This is a genomic window from Vibrio sp. JC009 (assembly GCF_029016485.1).
Taxonomy (GTDB): Bacteria; Pseudomonadota; Gammaproteobacteria; order Enterobacterales; family Vibrionaceae; genus Vibrio.
In genome coordinates this window covers 1,218,175-1,243,234 of the sequence record NZ_CP092106.1, presented here as the reverse complement: position 1 = coordinate 1,243,234, position 25,060 = coordinate 1,218,175, and the positions used below count along the sequence as shown (strand labels likewise).

Below are 25,060 nucleotides of genomic sequence, written 5' to 3'. Positions count from 1 at the left end.
CTGTCACCTCAATGTTCCCACGCTCTTCGGCGTGGGAACAAGGAAATCATTTGTTTCTTATAAAATACAGAACAGGTAAAATGCCCCACCCTTTGAACACCTAACCTTCAGGCACCATACGACCATCATGCAGACCCCGGACAACTGTTTTACCCGCTTTAAACAATCCACCGAAGAGTACTCCCTGCCGGAGAAATTCACTTTTCCGTTCTGTTATGAACCTCACCCTCTTTGTGAACTTGCGGCTAACGAGTTACAGCGTCACCTAAAAACTCAAACCAGCTGGAAACATAACTTTGGTCTTGAGGGTGAAAGCGAAGGTGCCATTGGTAAGATGTTCGGCGTACTGGTTGTGCAGAATCAGGCCGGAGAGCTTGGTTATCTGTCCGCATTTTCAGGCAAACTGGCAGAGCGTAATGACATTCCGGGCTTTGTTCCTCCTGTATTTGATATGCTCACTGAAGGCAGTTTTTTTCTTAAAGAACAGGCAGAAATAAACCAGATCAACTACGACATTGAGAAGCTGGAAAACAACCCGGAAATCAATTGGTCTGAACAGTATCTGGCAGATACGAAAAATGAAGCGGAAAAAGCGCTGACCGCCCACAAAAGTGCAATGTCCGAAAGAAAAAAGGCACGCAAAGCCCTGCGCGCAAACATCAATAACACGCTGACGGGAGAAGAACACCAGCAACTGATACAGGAGCTGAACCAGCAAAGTGTTATCGACAAATTAAAGCTAAGGGATTTGAAGATTGAGTGGGAGCAAAAAACCGCAGAGGCACAAAGTAAATTAACCGGACTTCTTGCCCCGATTAATGAACTGAAAGAGCAGAGAAAAAAACGCTCTCATAAACTGCAAAAGCAGCTTTTTGCCCAATACCGTTTTCTGAATCAATCCGGCGCCGAAAAAGATCTGACCGATATTTTTAAAGATACACCTTCACATATCCCGCCAGCCGGTGCCGGTGAATGCGCTGCGCCAAAGCTGTTGCAGTACGCTTTTAAGCATAAACTGAAGCCTGTTGCCATGGCTGAGTTCTGGTGGGGCATCTCACCGAAATCTGAAGTGCGCCGACATAAATACTATTACGGCTCCTGCAAAGGAAAGTGCGAACCCATTCTGGGCCATATGCTCGAGGGCATTGAGATGGATGATAATCCGCTTGCGGTTAACCTGGCCGAAGGTAAAGAGCTGGAGATAATCTATCAGGATGATTCTATTGTTGTGGTCAACAAACCGGCTGAGCTTCTTTCGGTTCCGGGCAAATCGGTGCAGGATTCAGCCTATCTGCGTGTAAAGCAGATGTTCCCTGAGGCAACCGGCTCTCTGACCATTCACCGCCTGGATATGTCCACTTCCGGCCTGCTGGTGTTTGCGCTTTCCCACAGAGCACAAAAGCACCTGCATAAACAGTTTATCAGCCGCACAGTTCAGAAACGCTATGTTGCGCTTATCGATGGTGTACCGGAAAACGACAGCGGCGAGATTAACCTGCCAATGCGCGGTGATCAGCACGACAGGCCGAGGCAGTTAATCTGTTACGAACACGGGAAACCGGCGCAAACCCGATGGGAAGTGTGCGAGCGCCGTGACGGAAAGACTAAAGTTTACCTGTATCCCAAAACCGGCAGAACGCACCAATTAAGAGTCCACTGCGCGCATGTTGACGGCCTGAATATGCCGATTGTCGGTGACGATCTGTACGGGCAAAAAGCCAACCGCCTGCATCTGCATGCTGAATCTCTGACACTGGAGCATCCGATTACTAAAGAAATTATGCATTTTCAGGCGGATGCTGAGTTTTAGTAGCCGGTCAGCTCCATATAACCTTCCCCGCTGTGGGAACCTGATACCAAAACCGGTCCCTCCCAGTACGGGATCGTCAGCGGCATTTTTGCATTGGGATTAAGCGCCTCTGCACGAATCTCTATCTGCCCGGAAGGAATGCGGATATCCCAGGCAATTGGATAAGGAGTGCCTTTGATTTTGTGGAAATCAGCAGGAACAACCTCTATCTCATCAGATGCAATATTGATCCCCTTCCCATCCGGATACATTCTCCGGGCGCTGTAAAAGTTTCGGCTTTTATCTTCACTGGAGCGAAGCTGAAACAACATCAGAGCAGAGCCGTCATCCAGTCTTAATCCAAACCAGTCCCAGCCCTGTTGCGAGCGGCTTAGCACCTGAGAGCTCCATTCTCTGTCAAGCCAGGCTTTGCCAGTGACCTGATGCGCAACTCCGTCTATGACCAATTCTCCCTGAACATCAATAAATGGCTGGCTGTAATAATAGGAAGCGGACTTTCCGTCAGCGCTTTTTATGCTGTACCCATTGTCACCCTGCAACTGCAACGGGCTTGTGCTGGTAAGAGAAAGCCGGTAGTTAAATTCATCACTGCTTACGGTTAACTCTGCCGGAAACAGATCTTTACCCGTGGACTGCCAACGCCAGTTATCCAGTTTAATGCTAAAGGGCTCGGGTAACACGTAGGCCATCTGTCTGTGCTGGCGGGACCACTTTTCATTGGCGAGATGTTTATCCCCGGTAGTGACAGCGGTATGTGCCATATAAAGTTGATTGGTTTCCCAGCCGCCATTGTTTGTTTGCTCATCTGGATCGGGTGAAAGTGCAATGCGAAACTGGGTCCACTGGAGACCCAGTTTCTCCCCGTTTTCGGTTTGCAGATTGGCAGTCAGGTACCACCACTCCTGACGAAATTCAGGGTGAGCACGGTGATCAAAGGGAAAAGACAAAGCTTTGCCCGGAATCACTTTGCTATAGCCGCTAAGATCGCCTGCAAGCAAACTGCCCATGGATTTCGAAGGCTCCGGCTCTGAGCAGGCAGAGACAAAAAGAGTGATAGCCAGCAGGTAAATCAAACGCTTCATATCACCTCACTTTGCAGACTGGATACCAGCGGTCTGCGTGTCTGCCGGTACAGGGGATAAGCCACAGCAACGCCACTGGCAAACAGTGCCAGTCCAACCACTTCTGCATAAGCCTGCCAGCTCCAGACCATGGCAATACTCCAGCCAAAAGCCTGCAAGGTCACTTTGTTAATCAGCAGATAGCCCAGCATAGCGCCGGTGGGAAGCGCCACAAGACAGGTAAGCAGAACAATCACAAGCATCTGAGTGACCACCATCAGCGTCAACTGCTTTCTGCTGACACCCAGGCTGTAAAGCCTGGCAATAGGCGCCGTTCGGGCCTGAGTCATCAGATAGCAGGCACTAAAGAGTCCGATTGCCGCCACCAGCAGAGTCAGGGTATTTAAGACTCCGGTAATAGCAAAAGTGCGGGTAAATATGGTGATCGCCCGTTCTCTTATCTGACTCTGGTCAAAAATCAAGGCGTCGGATATTCCCAGCTCATTTCTCAGCACAGCTCTTAGCTCATCAGGCGTGCCGGAATAATCTGCGCCAAGACTTAACGGTATATCGGTAAACCGGTTTTCCTGCCACACATCCGGAGCGATAAGCACTTCTCCTGAAGGATTTCCGTAATCGTAAAAAACGCCCCCTACTGTAAAACTATTATCCGGAATGGCTTCAAGAGTGATGGCATCCCCGGTTTGGATGCCTAATTTAACCGCCATAGGTTCATTAAGCAGAACCAGCTTTCCGGCAAAACAATCAGGCCAGATATCTGCAAGTGAGTTTTTGAAAATAGTCGTTTGCTCGAAGGTTGGAATATCTTTTGTGACCAGATAAACCGGCATATTCTGGTGGCTGCTTTTTATAAAGTACTGCGCAAATACGTCTGTGACTTCAGGTTGCTGGCGCAGGAACTGCTCGGTTTCAATCATTTGTGATTGAGGCGGTCTCACATAAATGTCTGCATGAAGACGCCCTTCCAGCCAGTTTTTCAGCGTAATTTCAAAGCTTCCCACCAGTGTATTCATTGAAATGTTGGCGGTTACCGCAAGCAGCATCGCCATCATTGCCAGAGACATTGGCGGTACCAGTTCTTTGGTTTCCTCCGCCTGATAGCCCACCAGACCTTTAGGTGCAAACCGGGCCATCAGATTCACCAGCATGGAGAGCGACCAGGGCAGAGCCAGGGGTATCGCCACCACCACAAAGCCAAGCAGCAGCATGGTTTTGCGATAGTCCTGACTAAATGGCATCGCAACCACGGCAACAGCTGCAAAACATAGCGCCACCAAGAGCTGAATAGTATGAATTCTCTGAGCATTTTTCTGCTGATGATACTGCCCCGACGTCCGGGCCAGTGGCTGCCGCCAGAACTGAATAAAGAGAGAAGAACAGGCCAGCAGTGATGAAAACAGGGTCAGACCAACCGCCTGCAACAGCCAGATCCAGCTCCAGCTTCCCGCTAATATCCGGGCATCGTAAAGCTGTTCCAGAGTCACTGAGACCATTGGATGCAGCCAGTAGCTAAGCTGCAACCCGGCGGCAAATCCAATAAAAGATCCGGCAATAACCAGAGCGACCAACTCTGTAATCAAAGCGGAAATTATCATCAGCTTAGGCATACCCAGTTGCTGCAACTGGGTCAGCAGCCTTTGCCGTTTCATCAGGCTGTAGCGGATACCGTTATAGGCGATAAACAGACCAACAATAAAAGCCAGCATACTCATGGCCGTCAGATTAAGATGAAAACTTTCGGTCAGCGCCGAAAGATTCTCGCCGTTATCACTCTGACTTAGCAAAGCTCTGCCTGCGATAAGGGCATTCAGTGATTGTTGCTCTGAAGAAATATCATCAAACAGCGCGATATAGCTGATTTCACCCGACCGGTTAAGCAGCCGTTGCAGCAATGAAATATCCATCAGCACCCGGCTTCCGATGTTCAGGCTTTGATCTAATCCGACAACTTTTACCTTTTCACCCGCAAGCACCAGAGTCTCATTTGCGTATCTCAGAGCCTTACCTTTATTCATTAAAGCAACCGGCTTACCTGCCAGCATATCTACCACAGGTAAATCACCATCAAACAGCGAAGCGCCGCTTTTATCGTCTTGCTCACCTTTCGATGAAGAGAAAGCCATTAAAGCCGCAATCAGGTCACTGCCTGTCACCTGCAACCTGTTACCCAGCTCATCAACCAAAGTCTCTTCAATCACCGCCAGACTCTGACTGTAGCCCGCACTGCGCAAATCAAAATAAAGATCTTCAGAGAAAGTTTCCCGGCCGGAAAGAGGAGTAATAAACCAGCTGGCCTGCTGGCTCAGTAGTTCAGTGGCGGAGCTGTAACTTTTAACGGCATTGTCATTGATAGCTTTGACCCCGGTCAGAAGTGTGACCGCCAGAACCACGCCGACGACAATAGCACCGGCCTGAAGAGGTGCTTGTTTGTAGTGCGCCGCGAATACCCTCAGGCAATGCAGATACTGATTAAATCTGGTTCTGCTGACAGCAGGGCTATTCATGAACCTTTCCCTGCTCCAGATGCCAGCGCCTTTGCATAAAGTCAGCGCAGCTCTGGCTGTGAGTCACCAGAAGAATGCTTGTACTCTGCTCGGCACTTAACTCGCAAAGCAGCTGCATCACCTCCAGGCTGGCGGCTTCATCCAGATTACCAGTGGGTTCATCGGCAAGCAGGATCTCAGGTTGATGGGCCAGTGCCCGGGCAATCGCCACTCTCTGCTGCTGCCCGCCGGAAAGGTTTTCCACATGACGGTCCAGCAAACCGCTCAGACCAAGCTTTGCCACCAGATGATCGCACCAGTCATTCCACTTCAGGCCATTGAGCCTGAGCGGAAAATCGATATTTCCGGCGACATCAAGCGGTGTCAGCAGGTTAAACTGCTGGAAAACAATGCCAAGGTTCTGATAACGGAACCGGCTCCACTGCCTGTCCTGCCAGCCTGACGAGTCATTCCCCAGCAGCACCAGTTCACCGGATGTGGGCGGCTCAAAACCGGCAATAATATTCAGAAGCGTACTTTTCCCGCTGCCACTGGCACCGGTAAGGGCGATGGTATCTCTGTGTTCCAGAGTAAGATCCAGCCTATCCAGCACCCGGTGCCGGTTTTCCCCATCGGTAAACTCTTTGCTAACCCCGTTAAGCCTGACTATCTGATCTGCCATTCCTTTGCATACTCACTTATTAACCTTACCTGAACGCCACACAATTTAAGGTAGCGTAGGTAACAGGTAAAACCACCAATGTAAGTACAGTAGCAAAGCCCAGACCAAATACAATGGTAACTGCCATGGATGCGAAAAACGGGTCGAAAATTAACGGCGCCATACCCAGCATGGTGGTAATTGCCGCCATACAGACCGGGCGCATCCGGCTGACTCCGGCATCCACAATGGCTTTATGTATCTCAGTGCCCTTCTCTTTTTCTATCTCAATCTGCTCAACCAGTACAATGCCGTTTTTCACTATCATCCCGGACAGACTGATTAACCCGAGCAGAGCGGTGAAAGAGAAAGGAATATCAAGCAGCAGCAAACCACTTGCCACCCCAATCACAGACAGAGGCACGGTAAACCATATCGCCAGTGGGTCGCGGATGGAGTTAAACAGTAAAATCGTGATCAAAAACATCACCAGATACCCAATCGGCAGTGTGCTGAACACCGCTCTTTCTGCCATTTGCTGAGATTCGTGTTCGCCGCCCCATTCAAACGAGTATCCTGGCGGAAGCGGTATGGATTCGATCTTATCTTTCAGCTTCTGACGCAGCATTTCAGGCGTATTACCTTTAAACGGCTCAATATCCGTCATCACCGAAACCACACGCCGGTAATCTCTTCTGGTGATCAGAGAGTTCTCAAACTCAGTGGAGAAATCCGTTACCACCTGACCAATGGGAATATAGGCACTGTTTTCAGCACTCCAGATCTGCAGGTTCTCCAGTCTGTCCACATCATTTCTGATCTCATCCGGCGCCCTCACCAGAACAGGCAGCAGATGGCTGCCCTCCCGGTACAGACCGGCAACCATACCATCGGTATTGGAGAGCAAAGTATTGTTGATATCCTGCTTGCTGATCCCACTTCTTCTCGCCTCCGCCATATCTATCTGCGGCCGGATGGCCAGCGTTTTCTCGCGCATAGAGTGACGCGTTTCAACCGCAAGCGGTTCATTGTCGATAATATCAATGGCCTGAGCGGCCAGCGTGCGCAGTACATCCAGGTCCGGACCATAGAATCTGGCTTCAATATTGGCTGCCGGTGACGGCCCTAAAGTCATCAGCTTAAACTTCAGTTCCAGCTCCGGAAACTGAGCTTCTAACTGCTCCCGCACAATGGGAATCAGCTCTGCCAACCTTTCTAGAGAAACAGCTTCCACTATCATTTGCGCGTAGCTCGGATACTGCCGCTCAGGGGCGTAAGTCAGGATAAAGCGCTGTGCCCCCATTCCGATGGTTGAGGTGACATTGACCACACCTTCGGTTTCCATCACCACCTTTTCTATCTCACTGACCGCATCAGAGGTTGCCCTGACATCCGTACCCTGCTGAGCCCAGATATCGATATAGAAAATAGGCGTGTTAGAGGTCGGGAAGAAGCTCTGTTTTACCTGAGTAAATCCATATCCGCCAGCTATCAGCAGCGCCAGAGTAAACAGAATGGCAACCACTCTAAAACGCAGGGCAAAGCTGAGAAAAGCACGGTATCCCCTGAATACCACAGAAGAATAGGGATCATTTTTACTGTCATCTTCATCTATGATGCCGTCTTTAAACAGCATATGGCAGAAAAACGGAATTAAGGTAATGGCCAGAATCCAGCTGATGGAAAGAGAAATCATCAGCACCGCAAACAGAGAATAGAGAAAGTCCCCGGTGGCGTTATCTGACAATCCAATGGGCGCAAAGGCAATAATGGCAATCGCCGTTGCGCCGAGCAAAGGCGTCTGGGTTTGTGAAACCACGCGGTTGATGGCCTGCAAACGGGTCAGCCCCTGCTTTAAGCCCACCAGCACACCCTCGGTAACCACAATGGCATTATCCACCAGCATACCCAGTGCAATAATCAGCGCACCAAGGGAAATGGTTTCAATATCGATTTTCATCACCAGCATGCCGATAAAGGTGCCGAGTATCGTCAGCATCAGAATGCTGCCCATCAGCAACCCGGAACGCGCGCCCATGGTGAAAAAGAGCACCACAATAACAATGGCAACCGAAACCAGCAGATTGGTAATAAAGTCATTGATGGAGTTATCGACCTCTTTTGCCTGGTCATATACGAGATTCAGGTCGATACCAATGGGTCTTTTATACTCAAGCTCTTGCAGCTTCTCATTGACCAGTCTGCCCACTTCAATCACATTCACTTCGTCTTTAAATGAGATGCCAAAGGAAAGGGCACGGTTCCCGTTGCTGCGGTAGATATTCCCCGGCCGCTCTTCGTACTCTCTGGAAATGGTCGCAATATCGCCAAGGCGGATAAGAGAGCCGCTTCCCGGAGGGCTGATAATCATCTCTCTCAGCTCTTCAAGGCTTTCAAATTCGCCGGTTGGATGAAAGCGCACAGACTGAGTCCCGATTTTAACCTGACCGGCATTGGAAACCACATTCTGGTTAGTCATCAGTCCAAGAATCCAGCCAGGATCAATACCCAGTCCATTCAGGTTTTCCTGCGAAAGCTCAATAACGATCTGCTCCTGCACCGTGCCAACGATGGAGATCTTTTTCACGCCGTCGACAAGTATCAGCTCCCTTTTCAAAAAATCGGCATAGTTTTCCAGATCTCTGTAGGAATAATCCTGCGTTGTGATGTTATAAAAAATCCCGAACACATCGCTGAACTCATCCATAACAACAGGCGGATATGCGCCGGGAGGCAGTGAACTTTCCAGATCCTGCATCTTTTTATTCAGCTTGGCCCAGGCCTCAGGATGCGCAGACGCCGGATACTCTTCCGACAGTTCAATCAGGATCTGAGAAAGCCCGGGGGTATTGAAAGAGTCGATATGAAACACCGCTTCCAGCTCTAAGATAGCCTCTTCAAGCTGAAGTGAAACTTCTTCCTCAACCTGCTCAGCAGAGGCGCCCGGATAAGCGGTTGTCACCATAGCCTGAGGAATAGGGAAAGCCGGAAACTCAAGCCGCCCCAGTTCGTAAAAAGACACCACTCCGCCCACAAGAAGCAGCAGGCAGACCACCCAGCTAATCACGCTATTTTTAATGGAGTATTCGGCTAAATTCATGGTTACAGCCCTCTCTCAAGCGTTAGCGGAACTACCTCCATTCCCTCTTTCAGCCGGTTTAACCCTGCCGTTACCACGCGATCATCAGGCTCAACATCAGCTTTTACCAGTACTGACTCACCCGTAACCTTTCCCAGCTCCACTGCCTTAGGGTGGACCTGACCCGTTTGGGCATCGTAAATCCAGATGTAGTTCTCACCGCTGGCGTCATCCTTAATCACCGCTGTCACCGGCAGAGCTATATAGTCGTTTAGCTGGTTTTCCAGAAAAACCTTATCAAAATCAATGTGCATAGTTGCAGGCATTCCCGGATAAACCGTCGCCTCCTGCGGAGCTGCCAGCGTAAATGTCATTCTGTAAGATTGAGTCCCCGGAGTCACCTGGGTGGCGTGCTGTTTGTATGTGACCGGATAGTGCCTGCTGTTATCCGATGCAAAAGTCACTGTTGGCTGATAATTCAGATTCACTTTCTCTTCCTGCAAGCGGAAAATCTCACGCGCAGGCAGTTGAATTTCAACATCGATAACACCGCTGTTCTGCAGTATTACCACGGTTTGCTGGGGCTGAATATACTGATGATTTTCAACCAGAGTTTCTGAAATCAGGCCCACAAATGGCGAATAGACAACGCTGTCGGTTACTCTGTCTTTTGCCAGCCTCAGATTCGCTTCTGCTGCTTTCAGATTTGCTCTGGCAGAGTCGTATTGCGCCTTTGAGATCATTTTCTTTGCCAGCAATTTTTCATAGCGGGCAAAGTTGGTCGCCGCGAGATCATAGTCAGCCTGAGCAAGTTGCTGCTGATTGAGAAAGTCACGGTTATCGACTTTAGCGATCAGATCGCCCTTTTCAACTGAATCCCCCGGCTTCAGCGGAAACTCAACCAGCCTCCCGGCCACCTGAAATGAAACGGCCACCTCTTTGTTGGCAGACACCTTCGCCGGGTATTTTTTTATATTGCCGGTTAATGTATCCGACACCTTAATCATCTTGACCGGGCGGGGTTTGTGCTCTGTCACCACCAGGGCTTCATCTTTGCAGCCCGAAAGGGAAAAGCTTAGTGATAAGCCAACCAGAAAGGTAATAACTTTATTGGAATTGCTGGACATAAGAAGCTCCGGATCTATCTGATACTATAAATCTAGAACATTATGCGAATATTATTCGGGTAATATCTCGATTACATCTTTGGTCACAGTTTGGCATATAATTTCAACATGTTCGGCAAGATTGGTATCTTTTATGCTCCAAGCGGACAATAAACGACAAACGGCAGGAATCAGGTTATAAACCGGTCCCTTTGTCCTGTCTGAGTGCTTATCCAGAATCATGCCGTAACCTGACATTTTTATTTCCATAACACCAACCACCATGCCATACAGGCTAGTAACAAAAAGCTCGGCACTTCTGTCATCCAGTGTCAGCCCTTTTTCCTTATTGACCGAATCAACCAGTTCAAGGATATTTTCCAGGATCTGCTCTGCCATCTTATTGCCCTCTTCCACCCGGCTGGCAGAAGCGTTTGCCCAAATATTGGGGTTCATCGCAAGCTGGTTTAGCGCGTAATACTGGGGTCTTTCAACGAACAGTGCAGCGATGGCAAAAACGGTAGATAGCAACTTATCGAAGTCGTCTTTCGCCTTCTCAGTCACCTTTTCAAGAATGGCAAGATCCTGCTTTATGGTTTCGTTAGATACGGCGATCAGCAGATCTTCTTTGCTGGGGAAGTGGGAGTAAATAGCCCCCATAGAGCACTCAGAAGCTTTGGCAATGTCGGACATGGTTAAGTCAAGCACACTGCTGATTTCCAGACGGTCCAAAACCGTCTGGATAATATGCTGCTCACGTTGCTGACGGGCTTCCTGTTTACGCAAAGTCTTTCCCTTGCCTTTGTCTTTTGTAACAAGTATATACCCGGTTTTGAGAAAGCGCTGTTGTCGGCGAAGAATAAAGAACGATAGAACTCGCTGATTCTATCGCCCCTGACACATATAATTTACACTATTCGGAATTTTGAAATTTCTGCCTCAAGCTGGCTGGATAATTCATTCAGATCCCGGGCAGCAGACTCAATGTTACTGATCTCAAGCATCACGTCTTTGGAGTTTGAGTAGATCTCTGCCACGTTGCTACTTATTTCCGTTGCAACAGCGCTTTGCTCCTCAGAGGCAGTGGCAATATGTGTGTTCATGTCCTGAATGTGATTTGCTGAATCAATAATCTTACCTAAGCTGTCGCTGGTAAGCTGAGCTAATTTGGAGGTTTCTTCAGACATAGTGAAGTTAAGACTCATTTTCTCTACGGCACTAACGGATTCAGACTGAAGCTTTGTAATTGTTTTCTGAATATCGTCTACACTTGACTGAGTTTTTGCCGCTAAGTTACGCACTTCATCTGCAACAACGGCAAACCCTCTGCCATGTTCTCCCGCACGAGCGGCTTCAATCGCTGCATTTAGTGCCAGCAAGTTGGTCTGTTCCGATATTTCCCGGATCATATCAAGCACACTTTCAACATTCTTCGTTTCTTCTTCAAGCTGATTTAGTGTTGCACTAACGACAGTCGTGTTTTCAACCAGCTCCGACGCCTGACTGGTCACTTGAGTGGTTGCTTCACTTCCTTCAGAAGCATCTGAGAAGGTCTGGGTGGCTGCATTCAATGCCAGTTGAGCATTTTGAGCAACTTCGTTAACGGTCGCAGACATTTGATCTACCGCGGTGGATACCTGCTCCAGGCCTGTCGCCTGATTCTTAGTTGAATGGCTGAACTGTTCAACCATTCGCTCCATTTCATGGCTGGAGCCACTGACTGAATTGACCACATTACTGATATGAGAAAGCAAATTCTTTAAGCTGTCTCTCATCACTAACATCTGCTTTCCAAGCTGGTCAATTTCATTATGATTTGAAGTATCAATACTTACGGTAAGATTTCCTCGCGAAATCTGCTCTGAAAAATCAGATAAACGAGCAAGAGGCTTAACAATACTGTTAACAATCAAAAGACTTATCACGATAAAGACAATGGTTGAAACGACAGCGATAATCATAACGATCTGAGAAGCCTGGCTGACATTAGTTTTGACGCCGCCATAGAAGGTTTGAAGCTTATTATCGGCGAAGGCAATAATTTCCTGGATGCGCTTATTCAGTTTATTGATATGCACCACACCCTCAGTCTGAGTTATTCTGGCCGCATTTTTCATATCACCCTGATTTTTGTAATCAATAACTTTTTGGCGTATCTGTTTCCAATCAATAAACCACTGCTTCAGCTCTTTAATGTCACTCTTATCCCCAAGAAAGCGTTCTTCTAAAAGGTCAAACTCAGCAAGCGTATCGTTATGGAGCTTGTTAACAACCGCCTGAGCCTTACTGAGATCTTTTCCCAGTGCAATGTCTTTCATTTCCCGGTGGATTAGCACAACGTTATAGTCGATTTTTTTGATAACGCTGGACACAGCAACAGGATGCCGGTACATCTTATCAACCAGCTCTTCAATGTTTGAGAACTTTGAATACTGAAAAAAAGAGGTTCCCACTAAAAATGAAATAGAAAGTACGAGAATAAGTAAAATACGAGCTCTTACCGTCAACTTTTCAAAATTCATAACTACCTGGCCTTATTTATGTCTATTTTGGTGTGCTACTCTGCACTCTAGAGCACAACGACTACGATTACAAAACTCTATGCTGTGAAATAAAATCTAGAGCACATAGCCTATAATAAACATCTGTTCTACGGCCCATTCGTAGCTCAGTTCGTCCCCTTCTTTGATGCTTAGCAGAAAGTGCCCTGTTGCCGGCGAGGAATAAAAAACGATAGCAGTTGAGCCTTTCCAATATCCTTAGTTCGCTTACCGCTATTAAGCATGGTTAGAGTTTTCATTCTAATATATATATCAATAAATCCCAAAAATGAAACACCCTGCATATCAAAGCCTCACCTAAGATCAAATTAGGTACACCGCTCTACCTCCTTAAAGTTATCGATAGATTTCATTGTATTAATTTATCGAAATTTGTAGTTAGCAGGAGGGGAAATAATGGATAAATATAGAAGAACCCGGTAGTTGTTTTGATTCTGACTATATGACTTTCATTTTACTTATATACCCATGGAGAGGGAGACAAAGTAATGATTACGGTCTACAAAATTGAAACCTATAGCGACGAATGTGCAGCTCAGATTGCTAACTACATTGAGAAAAATAACGGATACTGCTCGATTCAGGGGTGGGCAATTATCACCGATTACTGTTTTCGCTCTCCAAAATCACTGGAGCTGCTGCCCTTTATCTCAACGATAACTGCCGAACTCAGTGAATCCGATATCTATTATGTACGCAGTCAGTCACTAATTGCAGCATAAGACTTTCCTGACTTTGCAAATGTACACCCACAAAGTCACCCCTATTCGGGTGACTTTGCTCTCTCCTTGTCCAGCAAGGCTCGTTTCCGCTCAAGCCCCCAGCGGTAACCTCCTAAGCCTCCGTCGCTTCGCAATACCCGGTGACACGGAATAAGGATCCCTATCCGGTTTTTACCACAAGCTGTGCCTACGGCGCGAACCGCTTTCGGGCTATCAATCTGTTCTGCAACCTCTGCGTAACTCATTACGTCCCCTTCTTTGATGCTTAGCAGAAATTGCCATACTTTGATTTGGAATGCGGTTCCTCTGATATCTAGCGGCACATCGGGTCTGGGTGCTCCCTGACTGATATGCTGATCTAAGGCCAGCATCCAGCTATCCAACTCCGGCGCATCCTGCGCTGCAGAAAGCACAAGTTGTGCATTGGGGAATTCATCGGAGAGAAGAGTATGCAGAGCCTCTTTGTCGTCACCAAACTGTACTGAGCAGACTCCCTTACCGGTCGCGGCCATAATCATGTAGCCGAGAGCAGTCTCACGACACGCATAATGAATCACTTCCCCCTGACCACCCGCTCTGTAAGCTTTGGGGTTCATGCCTATATTTCTGGACGCTTCACCATATACCCGGCTTATTGAACCGTAACCTGACGAGAAAATTGCATCGGTTACACCTTCGCCTTCCTTTAATGAATCCTTAAACTTTTGCATACGCACTGCATCCTGATACTGCCTGGGGGATACGCCGAACATGGCTTTAAAAGTGCGCTGTAATCTGGAAGGCGAAAGTCCTGCAAAATGGCCTAACTGAGTGAGTGTAATTTTATCTTCGGCATGGCTGTCAATATAGCGAGCCACATCAATCAGCTTCCGGCTACGCTCATCCCGCACCGGCGTATTTTCCAACTCATTTTCAGGTAACTTTGACATAACTGGACTCACTGTCTATCGGATTTCATTGCTATCTCATCACACCTGGCCTGATGATACCATCCGATTCTTGCCGGATAATTAATTTAGCTGATACAGCGCCAGCTTCCGGTACAAGGTTGACAGAACAATACCAAGGCTTTCCGCTGTAGCCCGTTTATCACCCTTGTGATATTCGAGCGCTGTCAGTATATGCTGCCTTTCCACCGCTTCCATTGGCATTAACGGAGAAAAAGAGTTCTGCTCTTCTTCAACGATATTTAGTTCCGGTGGCAGATCGTTCTCTTCTATCCATTCACCGGCACAAAGGGCGACAGCGTACTCCATCGCATTGGCCAGCTCGCGGACATTTCCCGGCCAGGTATAGTTCATCAGAGTCTGGACCGCTCCCCTTGAAAGACCAATAACACTGCGATTCATGCTGCTACCGAATTTATGCAGAAACAGGTTAGCTATAGGCAGAATATCTTCACGGCGCTGTTCCAGGTCCGGAACTTTCAGCTCAATAACTCTCAGGCGATAGAAAAGATCCTGGCGGAAGTTGCCCCTTTTCACCTCATCACTAAGATTACGGTTGGTCGCAACGATAACCCGCACATCCAGTTTCCGGGAAAGATTTTCGCCAATACGTTTAACTTCTCTCTCCTGCAACACGCGAAGCAGCTTAACCTGCATATTCGGGCTGGTTTCACCTATTTCATCCAGAAAGATAGTGCCACCATTGGCCTCTTCAAATAAACCGGCGCGGGCTCGGTCTGCTCCGGTAAAGGCGCCTTTGGCATGACCAAACAGCTCATGAAGTGGGTAATAACCTGCAAAGTGAGCTCAACTATGCAAAAGAGATGAAAGCTATGGTGGTTGCACATTGAAACCTAAATAACGAAGAACACCGGACTGAGCTCAGTCCGGTGTTTTTTATTGCCTCAAAGCAGAACCAAAAACATGCTATTCTGCTTTAATACTGCTTTTTATCTGGTTTCGGCCACTATTCTTAGCCTGATATAACGCTTTATCCGCAGTTGAGAAAAAGCTTTCAGGATCATCACTTTCTGATGGTTTGAACGAAGTAACCCCCATACTTACCGTCACATAAGGAGAATCGAGGTTAGAGTCACAGTGAGGAATCTTCAATTTAGCCACCCGCTGACTAATAAACTTTGCAACCTCAACAGCCTCTTGTTCAGTAACTGACGGAAGAATAACTGCGAACTCTTCTCCACCATATCGCGCTACAAAATCGGACGCGCGCCTCATACTCTCTTTTAGGGCCCGACCAATCTGAATTAGACAATAATCCCCCTGCTGGTGACCATAGCTATCGTTGTATTGTTTAAAATGATCGATATCTAATAAAATCATGGATAACGAAGCTTGCTCTCTGGCAGCCCGGTACCACTCTTTTTCTAATATTTCATCGAAACGCCTTCTGTTCGGAATTGCAGTTAACGAGTCAATAAATGCCTGCTTCTCCAACAGGTCTCTGGCTTGTTTCAACTGAATATGGTTTCTGATTCTGGCCTTTATTATCGGTATGCGAAATGGCTTTTTGATGTAGTCTACGGCACCAAGGTCTAATCCCTTAGTTTCATCTTCCTCATCATCAAGGCTGGTGATAAACACTACCGGAATTAACTTTGTCGCTTCATTCTCTTTCAGCCGGTAACATACCTCGAATCCATCCATTTCCGGCATCAGAATATCCAGCAATATTAAATCAGGTGCCAGTTTCTCTGCATCCTCAAGGGCCTCTTTTCCGCTAGTCACGATATGAAAGTCATATTCATCACCCAAACGTTTTGCCAAAAGTCTGGAATTTGCTTTTACATCGTCAACTATCATGATCTTTGGCTTAGGTACCGCCACGTATTCTTCTCCACTAAAACTACCTGTGTCACGGCGTAATTACCGTCAAACATACCGGAACTCCATACGAGAAATATAGTTTCTCGCTTTGCTCCATACACTATGACACCTCGATTTATCTTGCTCTTGGGATGCACTTTCCAGCTCAAAATATATGGCAGCCAGTTCCTGAATACCATAGTTACTGCAGGCTCCTTTATAACCATGGGCCAGTCGGCGTAAGTCTTCAAAGTTTTCTTTTTCCAGAGCCATTCCCATGCTGTACATTTCTTGTTCAAGCTCTTCTATAAATTCTGGAATTAACTCTTGTAAGTCTTCGTCCACTTCAACCAAATATAATTCGCTGCTATTAATGCCATTCTCCGTACCAGCAGGGTACACCACCTTCTCTAAAGCCTTTATCAGATCGCTTTTCTTGACCGGCTTGGCTAAAAAGTCATCACAACCAGCGTTTAGGCACTCTTCTTTGTGTTGATTAAAAGCATGTGCCGTCAGGGCAATAATCGGTGTTCTCTTCAAACTGTATTCTTGCTCAAAAACTCGAATTTCCCGGGATGCAGTCAGACCATCCATTATTGGCATTTCCCGGTCCATGAGAATGACATCAAACTGACCACCAGACTTAACATAAGCATCAACGGCGGCTCTTCCGTTGATCGCCTCTATTATCTGAATTCCTGATTTTTTAAGAAAAAGGTGAACAACTTTACGGTTTGCCGATATATCTTCTACGAGAAGTAACCTGAGCTTATTCATATTTCGGAGTTGATTATTTCCACCCTTTTCCTCTACAGAAACAGGGAGCTCATCAGCCTGCTCAAAGTGAACCGTAAAGAAGAAAGTTGAGCCTTTTCCCTTCACCGACTGAACCCAAATACTTCCTCCCATAAGCTCAATCAACCGTTTACATATCGCGAGGCCGAGACCTGTACCACCATACTCTCTTGTTGTCGATGTATCAGCCTGTGAGAAGCTATCAAAAATTGAGTGCTGTTTGGATTCAGGAATACCAATACCAGTATCGCTAACAGAGACCAGAATCATATCCTGCTCTCCTGGATCCGGAATAATCTCCAGATTAACAGCGCCTTGGTCTGTAAATTTAATAGCATTACTGAGCAGGTTTATCACTATCTGCTTTAATCTGATGGGATCTCCCTGGAGCTGACTGAATACATCCGGAGAAATCCGATAGCCAAATTCAAGGCCTTTTCGCTCTGCCTTAGGAGCAAGTATCCTGATCGCTTCTTCTACCAAGTCATTCAGATTAAACGGCGTGTGTTCTAGCTCAACCTGATCCGCTTCAATTTTTGAAAAGTCCAGAATGTCATTAATAATATCCAGTAACATTTCACCAGAAGAATGAAGCGTTTCGGAAAAATCTTGCTGTTCACTATCAAGATCAGTTTCAAGCAGTAGCTCGCTCATACCCAGTATGGCATTCATAGGCGTCCGGATTTCATGACTCATCCGGGCTAAAAACTCCGATTTAGCTTTAGTCGCATCCTCTGCTGCAATTTTGGCTTTATTCAGTTCCTGCTCTGCCATCGTTCGTTCGGTAACATTTCGCATACACTCAATGCCAGCCACTACTTTACCTGAACTATCTCTCAGGGGTGCTGCAACCCCCCATAAATAGGCACCTTTACCTCCAAAAGCATTGGGCGTATAAATCTCGCCATACAATTTCTCACCATCGCGTCGTACCAGGCTATATTTTTCGATAGGAACTTTATCTTCAGGATCCAGTGTCCAGTCAACCAATATCGGCCTTCTGGTACCGTAAAATGGTAAAGCATACTCATAATTTCCTTTACCAAGGATATCTTCTTTTTTTACCCCTGAAACATCTTCAATAGCCTTGTTCCACACGACAACTGTGCCATCCAGATCCACCACCATCGTGGGTTCGGGTAAAAATTCCAGCACTTCCGCCAGGTGGAGGTTCCATTGCAAATGCTTCTGTTGGGAGAACTCCCGAATTTGAACAAGCATATATTCAGCAGATTCAGTAGCCACAGGAGTGAACTGCAACTCAACGATTCGACCGTTAAGAAGGTCCTGCCTTATAAGCCGTCCCTTATCGTTACGGGCTTTATGAAGTTGATATTCCTTCGTATCAAATCCAGCCGCTATTTTTTCCATGGCTACTATAAGGCTAAGATTAATAAGAACGTCTTTGGATACACACTTGAACAAAGAAACAGCTTTGAAGTTTGCATCAAGGATACTGCCATCCTTATCTAATATAAGGATGGCCTGAGGGGCTTGTTGAAAAAAGCTCAGGAAGAGGTTTTCTGGTTCATGCATACAGGAATACTGTTTTAGCTTATATCATGTCTTTTATATTAGGAGGAGAAAGAAATTCAGGTCAAATTAGATTCGAAAAAAATGGCCTATATTCAGGCTATTACTCGATATCTAGCATGGAATTATGTCGTTTGCTTCGAACAAACACACTCCGCTTCTACTTTTGGGATAAGCTTAGGAAGTCTTCGCCACTGGGAGCGAGGAGACCGGACGCCACGTGGCCCGGCCCTGGTTCTGCTCAACGTTCTGGCTAAAGATCCGCAAGCGGTTCTTAAAGCTTTGTCTTAAAACGCTAATGTCAGGCTCATTGCCTCTTTCTCTTCTTCGGAGACAAAAGAGGCTTCAATGGCATTTAAAGTAAACTGGGCCAATTCCTGCTCTGACAACTCAAATGCATTCGCTACTGCGAGGAAGTTGTCCGTCATATAACCGCCGAAATAGGCCGGGTCATCCGAGTTGATGGTCACACACAGCCCTTTGCGCAGAAGATCGACGATATTGTGCTGCTCCATTTGCTCGAATACTTTCAGCTTAGTATTTGATAGCGGACAGACGGTTAACGGCATCCTTTCCGAAGCTAGTCTCTGCACTAGGTTTTCATCTTCAACGCAGCGTACACCGTGATCTACCCTATCGGCGCCTAACATGTCCATCGCATCCAGAATATTCTGCGCAGGCCCCTCTTCTCCCGCATGGGCAACCACTTTAAAACCGGCTTCTCTGGCTTTGTTAAATACGCGCTCAAATTTCTCAGGCGGGTGGCCCTGCTCAGATGAATCTAGTCCAATACCAATAATCTTGTCTTTATATGGCAGAGCCTGCTCCAAAGTCTCAAATGCGGCATCTTCACTCAAGTGACGCAAAAAGCACATAATCAGCTGGCTGGAAATACCAAGTTCAGACTGAGCCTGCTTCAGTGCCCGGTCGATTCCGTTAACCACGGTTTCAAAGGCGATACCCCTGTCGGTATGAGTCTGAGGATCGAAGAAGATTTCGGTATGAATAACATGATCCTTCTGGCATCGAAGCAAGTAAGCCCAGGTTAAATCGAAGAAATCCTGTTCATTAATCAGTACATTTGCGCCCTGATAATAAATATCCAGAAAAGACTGAAGATTAGTAAATTGATAAGCCTCTCTCACCTCTTCCGGCGAATTAAAAGGTATGTCGATTTTGTTTCTCGCAGCAAGCTCAAACATAAGCTCTGGCTCAAGAGAGCCCTCAATATGCAGGTGAAGTTCAACTTTAGGTAACTTCTGAATAAAATCGATCTGTTCCGGGGTCAGGTTGGCATTTTTATTATTTTTCATTGTCATTCGCTCTATTTGATTTCTTTTTAAAAGAATAGGTTATCCATGTCTAAGCATCAAACTATACTCATTGTATTACAGGTTAATTTTTAGGGAAGCGCTATGCTTGAACTGATGCTAAACGACCAGGTTCTTGAGCTGCCGGAGACTCCTTCCGACCTGATGCTGCTTGACTGGCTGCGTCAGCATCAAAAATTAACCGGAACAAAAGAAGGTTGTGCCAGTGGCGACTGCGGGGCATGTACTGTCGTTGTTGTAAGTCCCGGAAAAAATAGCACTCTCCATTATCAGCATATTAATTCCTGCATTACCCCGTTAAATGCATTGCACGGTAAACAGATTATTACCGTCGAGCATCTGCAACAAGGACGAGAGCTGCATCCCATTCAAAAACTTCTTGTAGATAAACATGCTACTCAATGCGGATTCTGCACTCCCGGTTTTGTGATGTCTTTATACGCACTTTCAAAGCAGACTGCTAAGCCTGAACACCCGGAAGAGTTTCTTACCGGAAACCTGTGCCGTTGTACCGGATACGGCCCCCTAATCGAAGTGGCCCAGCAGGTATCTGAGCTGCCTCACATTGCCGATAACGATGAAGCCCGTGTCATCGCCTGGATGAAACAATGCAGAAAGCAACAAACCGAAAACTACCTTAAACCATCAAACCGGGCAGAACTGGCAAACGCATTAAAAGCATTGCCCAATGCGCGGCTTATCGCCGGAGGCACAGATCTGGCGCTGGAAGTAACACAGGAGCATAAAGCACTGCCGCAACTTATCGATATATCTGACGTTGATGACCTGACCCAAATCGGGCAAACCGATAACGGCTGGCGAATCGGCGCAGCCGTTACTCTCGCCAGACTGCACTCTTTTATGAAAGAACACTATCCGGAAACAGACGAACTGCTTTCCAGAGTCGGCAGCCTGTCAATCCGCAACCGGGCTACAATGGGTGGCAGTCTTGGACACGCATCACCAATTGGCGATATCGCCCCTCTGCTGATTAGCCTGGACGGAAAGATTGAAGTGGATGATGGTGAACAAAAGCAATTATTTAAGCCAGAAGACTATATAACCGGCTACTGCAAAACCCTACTTAAAACGAATCAGTGGGTAAGTGCCATTTATATTCCTCCCCTTTCAGACAACCAGAGCTACGCCATATATAAAATAAGCAAACGAAACGAGGATGATATTTCCAGTGTTGTACTGGGAATCAACATCACCACCTCCCCGGATAACAAAATAACAAACTGTATTATTGCTGCCGGAGGCGTTGCGGAAAGAACACTTCAGCTTCACCAGATAGAAGCGATTATTACAGGAAATGAATTCAATCAGCCTACTCTGGATAAAGTCATCGCTAAAATTCCGGACTGCATTCATCCCATTTCAGATCTTCGCATGAGCGCAGAATACCGGACTCTGGTAGTGCAGAATCTTTTTCGCCGCTTTTATCTGCAATATCACAAAATTTCAGCGAGGATAACCGATGAAGCGTAGAGTTATTCAGATAATAGGGCAAGCAGGCAACAATAAATTCATCGGTTGTCCGCTAAAACACGAAAGCGCTGAAAAACAGGTAACCGGTAAAGCCGTGTATGTGGATGACTATGCGGTATCGGAAAGCTGCCTGCATGCAGCGGTAATCTGTGCTGATATCGCAAAAGGCGAAATCCTCTCTGCTGATTTCAGCAAAGTAAAGCTCCACGCCGGAGTGGTTGCTGTCTACAGCGAAAGTGATATTCCGGGCCTTAAAGATATCGGGACTTTAGACTGCGGTGACCCCCTACTTTCTGATGGAAGCATACGGTTTCACTCTCAGGCCATAGCGTTGGTACTGGCTAAAGGTCATAAGCAGGCATGGCGAGCCTCTGAGCTAGCCGAAATCACATATAAAAAACAAACATCTGCTACAGATTATGCCACGGCTAAGAATAAGCCCCCACTTATCAGTCCGTGCCATATCGGTGCGCAAGTCAGCGACTCTGAAATAGGTGACTGTGATATCCGCCTTGAGGGCACTATTTCCACCGGAGGACAGGAGCACTTCTATCTGGAGGGGCAAGTCAGTCTGGCAGAGTCCACTGAAGATGGGGGCATCTTTATCCAGACATCCAGTCAGAATCCGTCTGAAGTTCAGAAAATGATCGCTAAGGTGCTGGATATTCCGTTCAATAAAGTTGTCGTCGATACCCGGCGAATTGGCGGTGGATTCGGAGGAAAAGAAAGCAACGCGACACAATGGGCATGCCTTGCTGCACTCGGTTCAAGCCTTAGCGGGAAGATGGTAAAAATTCGTCTTCCGCGCAGTGTAGATATGGAGGTCACAGGAAAACGTCACCCTTTTGTCAGTCATTACCAGTTAGGCACAAACAAGGACGGCGTAATTCAGCATTGCAGACTGGAAATGAATGCGCTCTGCGGTCATTCACCAGACCTTTCTCAGGCCATAATGGAAAGGGCCATACTGCTTTGTGATAATGCCTACTTTCTCAACCACGCCTCCATCACCGGAAAATACCTGAGAACCGACACGGTTTCCAATACGGCTTTTCGTGGTTTTGGCGCACCTCAGGCTGCAATGCTGATAGAAAAAGCTATGCAGGATCTTAGTATCCGAACGGGTCAGGATGCTTTGGATGTTCGTCTGAAAAACAGATATCAAGAGGGGAAAGAACTGACTCATTACGGTATGCAGGTTGAACAACACCAAGTGCTCTCTGAAGTGTTCAAAACACTGGAAAAAAGCAGTGGCTACCGCAAACGCAGGCAAGAGATCAACCAGTGGAATTTAAGCAATCCCGTAATTAAAAAAGGATTGGCTCTAACCCCGATAAAATTCGGTATCGCGTTCACTGCCACTTTTTTAAATCAGGCTGGCGGATTAATCCATATCTATACCGATGGTAGTGTTCAGGTATCCCATGGTGGCACGGAAATGGGCCAGGGAATCAACACCAAGATTCAGCAAATTGTTGCAGAAGCACTGGGAATTCCGGCAGAGCTGATACTGGTTACCTCAACCCGGACAGACAAAGTTCCCAATACCTCCCCGACAGCAGCCTCATCCAGCGCAGATCTTAACGGAATGGCAGTCTACAAGGCCGCCCAAACTATCAAAAAGAGACTGTTGGAGTTTGCTACCGAGCATTTCCAATTAAGTACCCCACCCCGGATAACCGATGGTCTGCTCGTAACAGAAACAGAAAAACTTGAGTGGACAAAATTTATCCAGCTGGCTTATATAAACCGGGTATCCCTGTCCGCTACCGGTTTTTATAAAACACCAAAAGTCTGGTACGACAGAGAAAAGGGCGAAGGTCACCCCTTCTACTACTTTTCCATCGGCGCGGCATGCTCAGAAGTGAAAGTAGATACACTAACCGGAGAGATGAAAGTCACCCGGACGGATATTATTCAGGATGTGGGAAACAGCCTGAACCCGGCTATAGACACTGGACAGATAGAGGGGGCATTTATTCAGGGAATGGGCTGGCTGACCACGGAAGAACTGATCTGGGACAAAGACGGAAAGCTGCTTACCAACACACCGGCAAGCTATAAGATCCCGACAATAGGCGATTATCCGGATCAAATGAATATTACCCTGTACAACAACGCCAACCCGGAGCACAGCATTTACCATTCAAAAGCAATCGGTGAGCCCCCGTTTTTGCTGGCAATCAGCGTCTGGTGCGCCATATACGATGCTGTCGCCTCAATTAGCAACCATAAGCTCATACCGGAACTAAATACACCAGCAACCTCTGAGCAGATACTGAAGGCCTGTGTAGATCAGCACCAGAAGATGGCTAAGGATGAAAATGAATAAGAATAATCAGTGGCACCACGCCTGTCAGAAACTGGAAACCCAAGGTTCTGCTTACTGCCTGGCGACCATCCTCTCTAAGTCTGGTTCTGTTCCGGGAGAAACCGGAGCAAAGATGGTGATCACAGCAAACGAAGAGTTTGGTTCCCTTGGGGGCGGTAAGCTTGAGTTTGATGTGATAAACAAAGCCCGAAAGGAACTGACATCGTCAGAAATAAAAATAGGGAGCGAAGGTTTCATGCTGGACAACAAGCATGGTCAGGCATGTGGTGGATCTCTGAAAGTTCTGTTTGAATACCGGAATATAAACCAGCCAAAGGTCGTCATTTTCGGAGCCGGTCATGTTTGTCAGTCGCTCTGTCTGATCCTCAGCCAGCTTCCCTGCTCCGTTACCGTCGTAGACTCCAGAAAAGAGTGGCTGGATAAACTGGAGCCGCTAAATATTATTACCCGTCACAGCGAGCAACCTGAAAGCATCATCAGTGAACTGAGCGAACATACTTCTATTCTGGTGATGACACATGAACACCAACTCGACTTTAAAGTCGTTCAATATGCGCTGGAAAGAAACTGTTTTTCTTATGTTGGCCTGATTGGCTCAAAGTCTAAAAGAAAACAGGCTGAAAGGTATCTCAATGAACACCTTTCAGCCCCGGAGCTTCTTTCGCAATTAACCTGCCCTATCGGTCACCCCGATATAAAAGGGAAATTGCCAATGCAAATTGCTGTCTCTGTATCCGCTCAGCTGATAAGCCGTTTTACTTCTTCCTGATCACAAGAGTAAAGCTCGTATCTTCTGATGACAGCGAAGGCTGAAGCTCAACACTGTAGCGGCGAAGTCTGCATCCCAGAGAACTAAGCAGCTGCTTTTTGTTAAAAGTGCTCAACTTAATGCCGGAGCCACTGCTTAGCGCTGTCGCCTCTTCATCCAAAAATTCCAGAACCACCAACTTATAGCGGTTTCTCTCAATTGCTGTAATCAGCTTTTCCATCTGAAAAGAGTGATGCCAGCCGGCACTGACCTCTGAAAAGATAACCAGACTCGATGACGCATTAAAGTAGATATAATCAAGCACATCTGCTTTCGCCGTTTTTCTGATCCCGGAGTACTGGCTTTGTACCTCTTTCAATGCCTCCATACTGGAATCTACATACGTTACGTCATGGCTGTCGCTGACTTTCGACGCTATGGACGCATCCCCACAAAATATGATCGGATTTCCCGCAGATTGTGAGAGGTGTTTTTCAATACTTTTCGTAACGACACTTGAATCTAACATACGCTCCCCCTGTGTATTTTGGCTGT

At 47.0% G+C, this 25,060-nt stretch carries 18 protein-coding genes; 5 read left to right on the top strand and 13 right to left on the bottom strand.

The features are described from left to right. The first annotated feature begins 127 nt into the window (after window positions 1-127). Window positions 128-1,810 carry an RluA family pseudouridine synthase gene (locus L3Q72_RS05745; RefSeq protein ID WP_275131698.1) on the top strand — a complete coding sequence of 561 codons (1,683 nt, stop codon included), beginning with the start codon at window positions 128-130 and terminating at the stop codon, window positions 1,808-1,810. On the opposite strand, the gene L3Q72_RS05740 is transcribed toward L3Q72_RS05745, so the two are convergent. The 7 genes from L3Q72_RS05740 to L3Q72_RS05710 all read right to left on the bottom strand — a co-directional run bounded on the left by L3Q72_RS05740 (window position 1,807) and on the right by L3Q72_RS05710 (window position 12,743). Next, window positions 1,807-2,892, bottom strand: a complete 1,086-nt coding sequence (locus L3Q72_RS05740; protein WP_275131697.1) for a lipocalin-like domain-containing protein — start codon at window positions 2,890-2,892, stop codon at window positions 1,807-1,809. The two genes, L3Q72_RS05745 and L3Q72_RS05740, sit on opposite strands and share 4 nt — an antisense overlap. Then, window positions 2,889-5,396, bottom strand: coding sequence for an ABC transporter permease (locus tag L3Q72_RS05735; protein ID WP_275131696.1), 2,508 nt, complete (start codon window positions 5,394-5,396; stop codon window positions 2,889-2,891). Before L3Q72_RS05735 ends, L3Q72_RS05740 begins: the two co-directional genes overlap by 4 nt. Beyond that, window positions 5,389-6,057, bottom strand: coding sequence for an ABC transporter ATP-binding protein (locus L3Q72_RS05730; RefSeq protein ID WP_275131695.1), 669 nt, complete (start codon window positions 6,055-6,057; stop codon window positions 5,389-5,391). Before L3Q72_RS05730 ends, L3Q72_RS05735 begins: the two co-directional genes overlap by 8 nt. Before the next feature lie 25 nt (window positions 6,058-6,082). Continuing rightward, window positions 6,083-9,136, bottom strand: a complete 3,054-nt coding sequence (locus L3Q72_RS05725; protein WP_275131694.1) for an efflux RND transporter permease subunit — start codon at window positions 9,134-9,136, stop codon at window positions 6,083-6,085. 2 nt (window positions 9,137-9,138) lie between these two features. Further along, complete coding sequence (locus tag L3Q72_RS05720; RefSeq protein ID WP_275131693.1) at window positions 9,139-10,242, bottom strand: efflux RND transporter periplasmic adaptor subunit; 1,104 nt, start codon at window positions 10,240-10,242, stop codon at window positions 9,139-9,141. A 51-nt stretch (window positions 10,243-10,293) separates the two neighbouring features. Further along, complete coding sequence (locus L3Q72_RS05715; protein WP_275131692.1) at window positions 10,294-11,007, bottom strand: TetR/AcrR family transcriptional regulator; 714 nt, start codon at window positions 11,005-11,007, stop codon at window positions 10,294-10,296. Window positions 11,008-11,129: 122 nt separating this feature from the next. Next, a complete protein-coding gene (locus tag L3Q72_RS05710) occupies window positions 11,130-12,743 on the bottom strand; it encodes a methyl-accepting chemotaxis protein (protein WP_275131691.1) in 1,614 nt (537 codons plus the stop codon). A 527-nt stretch (window positions 12,744-13,270) separates the two neighbouring features. Between L3Q72_RS05710 and L3Q72_RS05705 the strand changes: the two genes are divergently transcribed. Next, complete coding sequence (locus tag L3Q72_RS05705) at window positions 13,271-13,504, top strand: hypothetical protein (RefSeq protein WP_275131690.1); 234 nt, start codon at window positions 13,271-13,273, stop codon at window positions 13,502-13,504. 41 nt (window positions 13,505-13,545) lie between these two features. Here the strand turns inward: L3Q72_RS05705 and L3Q72_RS05700 are convergent, their stop codons facing one another. The 5 genes from L3Q72_RS05700 to L3Q72_RS05680 form a co-directional block, all read right to left on the bottom strand. Further along, a complete protein-coding gene (locus L3Q72_RS05700) occupies window positions 13,546-14,433 on the bottom strand; it encodes a methylated-DNA--[protein]-cysteine S-methyltransferase (protein WP_275131689.1) in 888 nt (295 codons plus the stop codon). An 81-nt stretch (window positions 14,434-14,514) separates the two neighbouring features. Beyond that, window positions 14,515-15,225, bottom strand: coding sequence for a sigma 54-interacting transcriptional regulator (locus L3Q72_RS05695; protein ID WP_275132074.1), 711 nt, complete (start codon window positions 15,223-15,225; stop codon window positions 14,515-14,517). 153 nt (window positions 15,226-15,378) lie between these two features. Further along, complete coding sequence (locus L3Q72_RS05690) at window positions 15,379-16,296, bottom strand: diguanylate cyclase (RefSeq protein WP_275131688.1); 918 nt, start codon at window positions 16,294-16,296, stop codon at window positions 15,379-15,381. A 45-nt stretch (window positions 16,297-16,341) separates the two neighbouring features. Then, a complete protein-coding gene (locus tag L3Q72_RS05685; RefSeq protein WP_275131687.1) occupies window positions 16,342-18,606 on the bottom strand; it encodes a PAS domain-containing hybrid sensor histidine kinase/response regulator in 2,265 nt (754 codons plus the stop codon). Between the two features lie 284 nt (window positions 18,607-18,890). Next, the gene (locus L3Q72_RS05680) at window positions 18,891-19,916 is read right to left on the bottom strand and encodes an adenosine deaminase (protein ID WP_275131686.1); all 1,026 of its coding nucleotides are present in this window, start codon (window positions 19,914-19,916) and stop codon (window positions 18,891-18,893) included. 102 nt (window positions 19,917-20,018) lie between these two features. Between L3Q72_RS05680 and L3Q72_RS05675 the strand changes: the two genes are divergently transcribed. Genes L3Q72_RS05675 through xdhC form a run of 3 tightly spaced genes read left to right on the top strand, consistent with a single transcriptional unit; the run spans window position 20,019 to window position 24,526 of the window. Then, a complete protein-coding gene (locus L3Q72_RS05675; protein ID WP_275131685.1) occupies window positions 20,019-21,425 on the top strand; it encodes an FAD binding domain-containing protein in 1,407 nt (468 codons plus the stop codon). After that, window positions 21,415-23,757 carry a xanthine dehydrogenase molybdopterin binding subunit gene (xdhB, locus tag L3Q72_RS05670; protein WP_275131684.1) on the top strand — a complete coding sequence of 781 codons (2,343 nt, stop codon included), beginning with the start codon at window positions 21,415-21,417 and terminating at the stop codon, window positions 23,755-23,757. The genes L3Q72_RS05675 and xdhB overlap by 11 nt, the downstream gene beginning before the upstream one ends. Continuing rightward, the gene (gene xdhC / locus L3Q72_RS05665; protein ID WP_275131683.1) at window positions 23,750-24,526 is read left to right on the top strand and encodes a xanthine dehydrogenase accessory protein XdhC; all 777 of its coding nucleotides are present in this window, start codon (window positions 23,750-23,752) and stop codon (window positions 24,524-24,526) included. Before xdhB ends, xdhC begins: the two co-directional genes overlap by 8 nt. On the opposite strand, the gene L3Q72_RS05660 is transcribed toward xdhC, so the two are convergent. Next, window positions 24,513-25,034 (bottom strand): hypothetical protein, encoded by a 522-nt coding sequence (locus tag L3Q72_RS05660; RefSeq protein ID WP_275131682.1) that lies wholly within the window; start codon window positions 25,032-25,034, stop codon window positions 24,513-24,515. The genes xdhC and L3Q72_RS05660 overlap by 14 nt on opposite strands. Window positions 25,035-25,060 lie beyond the last annotated feature (26 nt).